Origin of the sequence: Brunnivagina elsteri CCALA 953 (genome assembly GCF_002289455.1) — a bacterium.
Classification (GTDB): Bacteria; Cyanobacteriota; Cyanobacteriia; order Cyanobacteriales; family Nostocaceae; genus Brunnivagina; species Brunnivagina elsteri.
The window spans coordinates 1-8,725 of record NZ_NTFS01000281.1; the positions used below are offsets into that span (position 1 = coordinate 1).

Sequence of the window (8,725 nt, forward strand, 5' to 3'; positions counted from 1 at the left end):
ACGATATTATTCGCTTCCAAGATGATTATTCTCGTATGGGGAAAGGGGAAAATAACAATACCATTATGAACACGGGCTGCGGTGCTGGGAGAACGATCGATGAGTTGCCCCCCTAAGTAAAGACTTGTAGAGCTTCCTCCGTCTAAATTCAGCGCGTTAACACATCCCATTTTCTGCATGAGTTGGGCATGTTCCGCTAGGGTTGGACCTGCTCCTCCAGCGCGGTTATGGGTAGATGCGATAATGACTGTGCCGTTGGCTGTGGTGCAGATGGCGCTACGTATAGCTTTTTCCCTAATAAATGCATCACTAAATTTTTCGGCTTTGGCATCGAGGACAATTTGACGATTTTGTACTAGTAAAGGTCCTGCACCAATAATGTTGGGATAGCGGTTAAATTCGGCGGGTACTGTAGCGCTTTCTATTTTTAAGTTTGTACCAGTAGGAAATAAATCAGTCGCAGTGCTAATTTTTCCGCGCAATGTCAGTAAGTAACCGTCGAGGGGAATTACAACAGGGTTTTCTCCGGCTTTTCCTGCTTTTACTTGGCTTGTAACTTGATTTTTTTGGACAACTATTATTGTTTCATTGTCGGTAAGTGGTGTGTAAATATTACCCCAAGCTGGTGTATACCGGGCAATACCACTTTGAACATAGCCACTATTGAGGAAAAGTATAGGGGTTTTCACTGTTCCTTGGGGTCCAGTTGTCACTAAATTGTCTTCGAGACTGAGACGACCTACGTAAAATTGTCCAGAATTATTCCATGCGATCGCACCTCGATTTAATATTGGACTCGACAACCATTTTCCGTTGCTACGAATTGCTCCCAAGGGATATTTATTATTCCGATTGAAATAACCGCCGTTAATACCTGCTACTGCTAAGTATTTTGGCGCTGTCTGAATCCAAGGTGCTGTACCAATCAGTGTATCCGCGTTTGTAACTATTGGTCTTAGCTGGACATTACGGGGATTTGCTTCTAACCAGACTACTGGGAATTTTTCTTGCCCTAACTGCATCCACTGTTGTCGCCAGCGCAACCCATTTGCCCAAGCAATATTACGGGGTATTAATGCGTCGGGACGAATTTCGACAATTAAGCTGTTGGGTTCTGATTGAATACGAGGTGCGAAACCAAAGGGAACACTGACGCGAATTAATGTTTGATTGTTAACTACTTCAACTTGTTTGACTGTGGCTTCCGGCGGGGTAATTGGAATCGGTCTAGGTATCGGTTCTGGTACGGATAGCTGTTTTCCAAAATTCGGCAGTGGTGGAATTACTGGGAATGTAGATGGTGTTACTGGTGTTGGTGCTGGAGTGATGGGTGTGTAGCGCTGAACTAATGCGGGGTCAGCAATTCCATCGAGAATGATTGTCCATTCCCGATTGGGAGGGGCTGTTGGTTGAGGGTTAACTGCATCTGGGTCTACAACTCTTTTGGCTGGTAATTCTTGTCTTATTTGCCAAGGTGTTGGTCTGTCAAGTTTGATAGTGACTCTTTTGGCTGCTGCTGTCTGGTTGGATACCTGTGCTGGTAATGACGGTTTGCTATTTCCTATCAATACTTGGGTGGCGGCTGTATAACTAGCTTCGCTAATAGCGGTAATTCTGGTTGACGGGCTAGTGAGGTTTAATACATTACCTTGCGTTTGAATTTGCCAGCCTGATGTTTTTGCTAAATTTGTAATATCGAGATAGCGGAAACTTCCTGCTAATTGTGCTGTCAAAATTTGCGGCTTTGTTGGGGAAGAAAACCACTGTATCGGTTGTTTTGTGGGAATATTAGTATCTAATAGGTCTATACCAATTAACTGCTTTAAGTAACCATCTCCAATATGAGTGGTAATTTTGTTTTTACCTGTTTGACGCTGAAACCATGCTCCTGTAACAATTCTACCGTTGAGAGATATCTGATTTCCATTTGCGATGGTCGATAGACCACTTCTACGGAGTATCGCTCGCGGAGCCTGGGTTTTGCCCTCAGGTAAGGCTTTACCCATCGGCATCGTTCCCCGATTATTGGGAACTGTTATTGATGGTTTTACTGGTGTTGGTGTCTGAGCATTGATAACATAACTATCAGTTGTTAATGACAGCAAGCTGGAAATTATCAGGAAGAGCCATTTCTGGGAAGCTTTGATAATAGAATCATCAACGTTTTTTCGACGAGATTTTCCTAAGTATTTTTGCGGTTTTATATCCATTGTTTTGTTACTTATTTTGGAAAGTTGAATTATGAGAATACACCTTGAATAATTTTTGGAAATATCAGCAAACAGTGACATTACTTTTAAGTAAGAACGTGATAATGTAAGGGTGGGCTTTTGTCTCTTGTAAGCCAAAAAGCATTTTCCTAATCGAGCAAATGCGCTATAGATGTACTTAAAAACACTAGTGCAAATCAAGCAACTGCAAGCCAAATATTGGCGAAAGTCTTGGTAATTGTTGGGAACTTAGATGTTCATTCCTCACCAGTGGTTGCTACTTAAGTGGGGTAGAACTAGTAGCAATGCAGGTGACAAAGGATAATCGGTACAAATCGATTAGCAACAAAAGATTTAGCTAGGAATTGTCAAATGGGTATGTAGTGTAATACGCTGATTTGGTTGCTGAATGAGAAGATTTTCAGCTAAGGAATTTAGTCAAGCTTTTTGCGTTAACTTGATTCAGGTATGTCTCAAAGACTATACCTAAAAACTTAGTTCTGATTAGGAACAAGGAAATTGAGAAAATAAATACTTGTAAGGCATAAATAAACACTGTTTAGGCAAAATGATGTAGTTTGCCGAACTCAGCATAAACCTAAAAAAATAGCGATATGATTTTAACATGGGTATAAAGTTTAAAGACAAAACCCGAAGTTAGAATTTTTTTTCTCTAAATTCCGGTGTTAACTAAATTCTAGATTGCTTTGTTTAGAAAAAAAAAATTCGCAAAATTGTCAAAATCAAGTAGTAAAAATCACAATGGGTTGGTATCAGGCATAGTGTATGAATAACGAGTCAACAAATCAAGAGCGGAAAATGACAATTTCGGAAAATTCCCATAGTTCATCTAGGTGTATGTATCAAGGGCAAAAATGGTTGGTAGAAGAACGTGATGCTTGTGGTGTAGGCTTTATTGCCCATCGTCGAAATCAAGCTAGCCACGGAATTATCGAGAAAGCTTTATCAGCTTTAACCTGTTTGGAACACCGTGGTGGTTGCAGTGCCGATCGCGATTCTGGCGATGGTGCTGGTGTTTTGACTGCGATTCCTTGGCAGTTGTTCCAACAGTCTGTACTGTTAAATAAATCACATACACTTGCCGCACAAAATATAGATTTTTCTAATAATGGTAAAAATGCAGTTGGGATGCTTTTTTTACCTCAAGATTCCCAAACATCAGATAAAATACGTAATACATTTGAACGAGTAGCATCCGAAGAGAAATTAACTGTACTGGGCTGGCGAGAAGTTCCAGTAAATCAGAATGTATTAGGAATACAGGCACGTGAAAATCTGCCTCTGATGCAACAAGTATTATTGGTATCAGAAGATAAAAGCGGTGATGAACTCGAACGTCAGTTATACGTAGTTCGTCGTCGTTTTGTGAAAGCGGTAAAAAATCTTTATCAAGACATTTACGTAGCTTCCTTGTCGAGTCGGACGATTGTTTATAAAGGCATGGTGCGATCGGCTGTGCTGGGGGATTTTTACGACGACCTCAAAAACCCAGATTTTACCAGTGCTTTTGCGGTTTACCACCGTCGTTTCAGCACCAATACCATGCCCAAATGGCACTTAGCTCAACCAATGCGGTTGTTGGGTCATAATGGTGAAATTAATACTTTGCTCGGTAATATCAACTGGATGACAGCGCGTGAATCCAGCTTTAATCATCCAATTTGGGAAAATCGCTTTGACGAACTCAAGCCATTTGTGCAAATTGATAACAGCGACTCGGCAACCTTAGATAATGTTTTTGAGGTGATGGTGCGATCGGGACGTAGCCCCTTGGAAGCATTAATGATTATGGTTCCAGAAGCTTATAATAACCAGCCTGAACTACGTAATTACCCTGAAATTGTAGATTTCTACGAATATTACAGTGGAATGCAAGAAGCTTGGGATGGTCCAGCGTTATTAGTTTTTAGTGATGGGCAAAAAGTAGGAGCAACCCTCGATCGCAATGGTTTAAGACCAGCTCGTTACTGTATCACCAAAGATGACTACATTGTTGTGGCATCGGAAGCTGGTGTAGTAGAGTTCCCCGAAGAAGATATCATCGAAAAAGGTCGCTTGGGTCCAGGGGAAATGATTGCTGTTGACCTGGAAACCTCGGAAATATTGAAAAATTGGGAAATAAAGCAGCGCATTGCAAAGCAGCATCCCTACGGTGAATGGTTGCTAAAGCATCGTCAAGAATTAACGTTATTAGTTAATGGCAATAGTAATGGTAATGGTAATGGTAATGGTAACGGTAACGGCAACGGTAACGGCAACGGTCATTTACCATCAATAACTGGTCATGCTTTAAACGGCAAAGGACAAATTACCAGCAATAAAGAACCAGTAAATATTGATCGTCAAACCCTACTGCACCAACAAACAGCCTTCGGTTACAGTAGCGAAGATGTGGAAATGGTAATTCAACCAATGGCACAGGATGGCAAAGAAGCCACATTCTGCATGGGCGATGATATACCTTTAGCGGTATTGTCAGAAAAGCCGCATTTGTTGTACGACTATTTCAAACAACGGTTCGCCCAGGTGACAAACCCAGCGATTGACCCGTTACGGGAAAGTTTAGTCATGTCGCTGAAGGTTGAACTAGGTGAAAAGGGTAATTTACTCGACCCTAAACCCGAATATGCACGACGACTAAAGTTGGATTCACCCGTTTTACTCAACAATGAATTAGCAGTAATCAAAAATTCATCGTTTAAAACCCAAGAATTATCAACCCTATTGGCGATTTCCTCCGGTTCCGATGGCTTAAAAGCTGCTGTCGAAGCATTACAAGTCAAAGCGGCAGAGGCAATCAAGGCAGGGGCAGAAATTTTAATATTAAGTGATAGAAGTAACCCAGGTATCAGCGCAGAAAATACCTATATTCCTCCATTACTTGCAGTTGGTGCAGTTCACCACCACCTGATTCGGCAAGGGCTGAGAACCCAAGCATCCTTAGTCGTTGACACAGCGCAGTGCTGGAGTACCCACCATTTCGCTTGTTTGATTGGTTACGGAGCTGCTGCGGTTTGTCCTTATATGGCATTGGCAACGGTAGGGGATTGGTGGGCAGACCCGAAAACCCAGCAATTCATGGAACGGGGTAAAATTACAGCAATGAGCTTAGACAAAGCTCAGAAGAATTACCGTAAGGCAATTGAAGCGGGGTTACTCAAAATTCTCTCGAAGATGGGTATTTCCCTGCTTTCGAGTTACCAAGCGGCACAAATCTTTGAGGCAATTGGCATTGGTGGGGATTTATTAGAATTAGGATTCCAAGGTACTACTTCTCGCATTGGTGGTTTGAGTATCCGTGAACTTGCTCAGGAAATCTTATCCTTCCACTGCAAAGCATTCCCCGAAATCACAATCAAAAAGTTGGAAAACTTGGGCTTTGTTCAGTATCGTCCTGGTGGGGAGTACCATATGAACAGCCCCGAATTAGCGAAAGCGCTGCACAAAGCCGTTGATGGCAAGCAATACGACCATTACGAAGTTTATCAGAAACACCTGCAAAACCGACCAGTAACAGCATTACGGGATTTGCTCGACTTTGAGAGCGATCGCAAACCAATTCCCATCGAGGAAGTGGAATCTGTCAGCGAAATCGTCAAACGGTTCTGTACTGGGGGAATGTCCCTTGGTGCATTATCTAGAGAAGCCCATGAAACCCTCGCGATCGCAATGAATCGAATTGGTGGTAAATCTAATTCTGGGGAAGGTGGGGAAGACCCGGTACGTTACAAAATAGTCGATGATGCTCAAGATGGGCGATCGCAAATCCTCCCCCACTTGAAAGGGTTAAGGAATGGTGACACTGCCACTAGTTCCATCAAACAAGTCGCATCAGGTCGATTCGGAGTCACACCAGAATACTTGATGAGTGCCAAGCAAATTGAAATTAAAATTGCTCAAGGTGCAAAACCCGGTGAAGGTGGACAGTTACCAGGTGCGAAAGTTAGCCCATACATCGCCATGTTACGCCGTTCCAAACCCGGTGTCACCTTGATTTCTCCACCCCCACACCATGATATTTACTCGATTGAAGATTTGGCACAGTTAATTTTTGACCTGCACCAAATCAACCCCAAAGCCCAAGTTTCGGTGAAATTAGTCGCGGAAATCGGTATTGGTACAATCGCTGCTGGGGTTGCGAAAGCTAACGCTGATATCATTCAAGTTTCTGGGCATGATGGCGGCACAGGCGCATCGCCGCTAAGTTCGATTAAACACGCAGGCTCACCGTGGGAACTCGGATTAACAGAAGTCCACCGTGTCTTGATGGAAAATCAACTGCGGGACAGAGTAATTCTCCGGGTTGATGGTGGATTGAAGAGCGGTTGGGACGTATTAATGGGCGCATTAATGGGTGCTGAAGAATATGGCTTTGGTTCCATTGCCATGATTGCCGAAGGCTGTATAATGGCACGGATTTGCCATACAAATAATTGTCCCGTAGGTGTGGCTTCCCAAAAAGAAGAACTGCGGAAACGGTTTAATGGAATGCCCGAACATGTGGTGAATTTCTTCTACTTTGTCGCTGAAGAAGTCCGCAGCTTGCTAGCACGTCTGGGTTATCGTTCCTTACTTGAAGTTGTCGGACGTGCGGATTTGTTGACAACCCGTGCAGGTAGAAATTTAACCAAAACCGCAGCACTCAACCTCGATTGCTTGTTGAAGCTTCCCGATACCCGCGAAAACCGGACTTGGTTACAGCATGAAGTCGTCCATAGCAACGGAGCAGTCTTAGATGACAAATTACTTGCCGATGCAGATATTCAAGCTGCCATTAGCAACCAATCCAGCGTCACCAAGAACCTGAAAGTCGTCAACACCGATCGCACAGTTGGAGCTAGATTAGCAGGTGCGATCGCATCTAAATACGGCGACAATGGTTTTGGGGGACAAATCAACCTCAACTTCAACGGTAGCGTCGGACAGAGCTTTGGTGCCTTTAATCTGCCGGGAATGATTCTGAGTCTGGAAGGTGAAGCAAACGACTATGTAGGTAAAGGCATGAATGGTGGAGAAATCATCATCAAACCCCATGCTGCTGCTATCTACGACCCAGCACAAAATGTGATTATTGGCAATACCTGTTTATATGGAGCAACAGGTGGATACTTATATGCCAATGGGTTAGCCGGAGAACGGTTTGCAGTGCGGAACTCCAAAGCCACAGCCGTCATCGAAGGAGCAGGAGACCATTGTTGTGAATACATGACAGGTGGTGTAGTTGTCGTCTTGGGTAAAGTGGGACGTAACGTAGCTGCTGGGATGACAGGGGGGTTGGGATACTTCTTAGATGAAAATAGTGGATTCTCCGAATTAGTCAACCCAGAAATCGTCAAAATTCAACGAGTCACTAGCCAAGCAGGAGAAAAGCAACTGCAAGACTTGATTCGGGCACATTGCGATCGTACGGGTTCACCGAAAGCGAAAATGATTTTGGAAAACTGGCAAGAATACCTACCAAAATTCTGGCAAATTGTACCACCATCAGAAGCCGATGGTCCCGAAGCCAATCCCCAGTACGAAAAGCAATTAAGCCCCGTGTAAAATTGCTTGACCTCCCTACCTTAAAATGCCTTCCAGACTATCCCTCTCCTCCCAGGAGAGGGACAGGTTTGAGCGTTAGCGAAAACCAGAGAGAGGTCTTTGGAACCCGGTTGCTCCTCTACGCAGAATCCAAATTCAGTACAAAAGTCTCTGAAACCGGGTTTCTCTCCCACGAAAAAACCCCAAATAACCTTTGATTATGGACGATGATAGGGAGGACATTTAGGAACTGTATTACCAGCAGATGGAGTTGCATTTGCCACCAGAGCAATACCACCATCAGCAGTTTTTACCAAACCCTGTGCTTCAATAATTTCGGTAGTAGAGGAAGATTTATTTTCTCGTATTTCTTGTCTTCTTCCCCTTTCAACTCTTCCTCCATCATCCAAAGTCGCCAGAGGAATACGTGCCATACCCCATAACGGCTCTAATGGACTTGGTGGCAAACTACCATGTCCAATTATGGTGAAACTGCTTAGAGGTTTTATCAAAGCATCATAACCTCTGGGGCAAAGTTGACCAATTTGGTTACTTACATCAACTACATCATTTGGTAATTCGATTATTCCCTTTGTGGGGTCAGTATCAGGGGTATTAATTTCTGTGGTTCCACTTAAGGAAGGATTTGCACCTGTAGCGGTGATGTCGCTTTCTGGTGTGGGAAAACTTAGGGCTTGAGTACCGAAGATTCCTTTTTCAACAACCACTACCATCTTTACTTCCCTTTGTCCCAATTCTAAAAGGTGGCGAGAATGAGTCGGCAATCCGAGAAGCATTACAAATTTTACGTACAGATGAACAATTAAAAAAGCCCGTTCCTGATAGAAACTGGGCTTTTCAACAAGCAAAATTAATAATATTAAACCTCGTCTACGTTGAAAACCGTAGTTTTTCTTCATCTTCTTCAAGATGATTTTTTACCCACAAGCGATCGCTAATTTCAAACGGAT

The 8,725-nt window shown here is 43.3% G+C and carries 3 protein-coding genes and 1 pseudogene; 2 read left to right on the forward strand and 2 right to left on the reverse strand.

The window, feature by feature from the left end:
- On the reverse strand, positions 1-2,210 hold a 2,210-nt coding region (locus CK510_RS21030; RefSeq protein WP_143289367.1), incomplete at its 3' end, for a phosphodiester glycosidase family protein.
- 786 nt (positions 2,211-2,996) lie between these two features.
- Here CK510_RS21030 and gltB point away from each other — a divergent pair.
- On the forward strand, positions 2,997-7,775 hold the full coding sequence (gene gltB / locus CK510_RS21035; RefSeq protein ID WP_095723565.1) for a glutamate synthase large subunit: 4,779 nt from the start codon (positions 2,997-2,999) through the stop codon (positions 7,773-7,775).
- A gap of 197 nt (positions 7,776-7,972) precedes the next feature.
- Here gltB and CK510_RS31130 read toward each other — a convergent pair whose 3' ends face one another.
- Complete coding sequence (locus CK510_RS31130; RefSeq protein ID WP_245912256.1) at positions 7,973-8,488, reverse strand: hypothetical protein; 516 nt, start codon at positions 8,486-8,488, stop codon at positions 7,973-7,975.
- Here CK510_RS31130 and CK510_RS33585 point away from each other — a divergent pair.
- Positions 8,470-8,586: pseudogene (locus tag CK510_RS33585) on the forward strand (transposase); the annotation flags it as partial. The gene CK510_RS31130 and the pseudogene CK510_RS33585 overlap by 19 nt on opposite strands.
- Positions 8,587-8,725 lie beyond the last annotated feature (139 nt).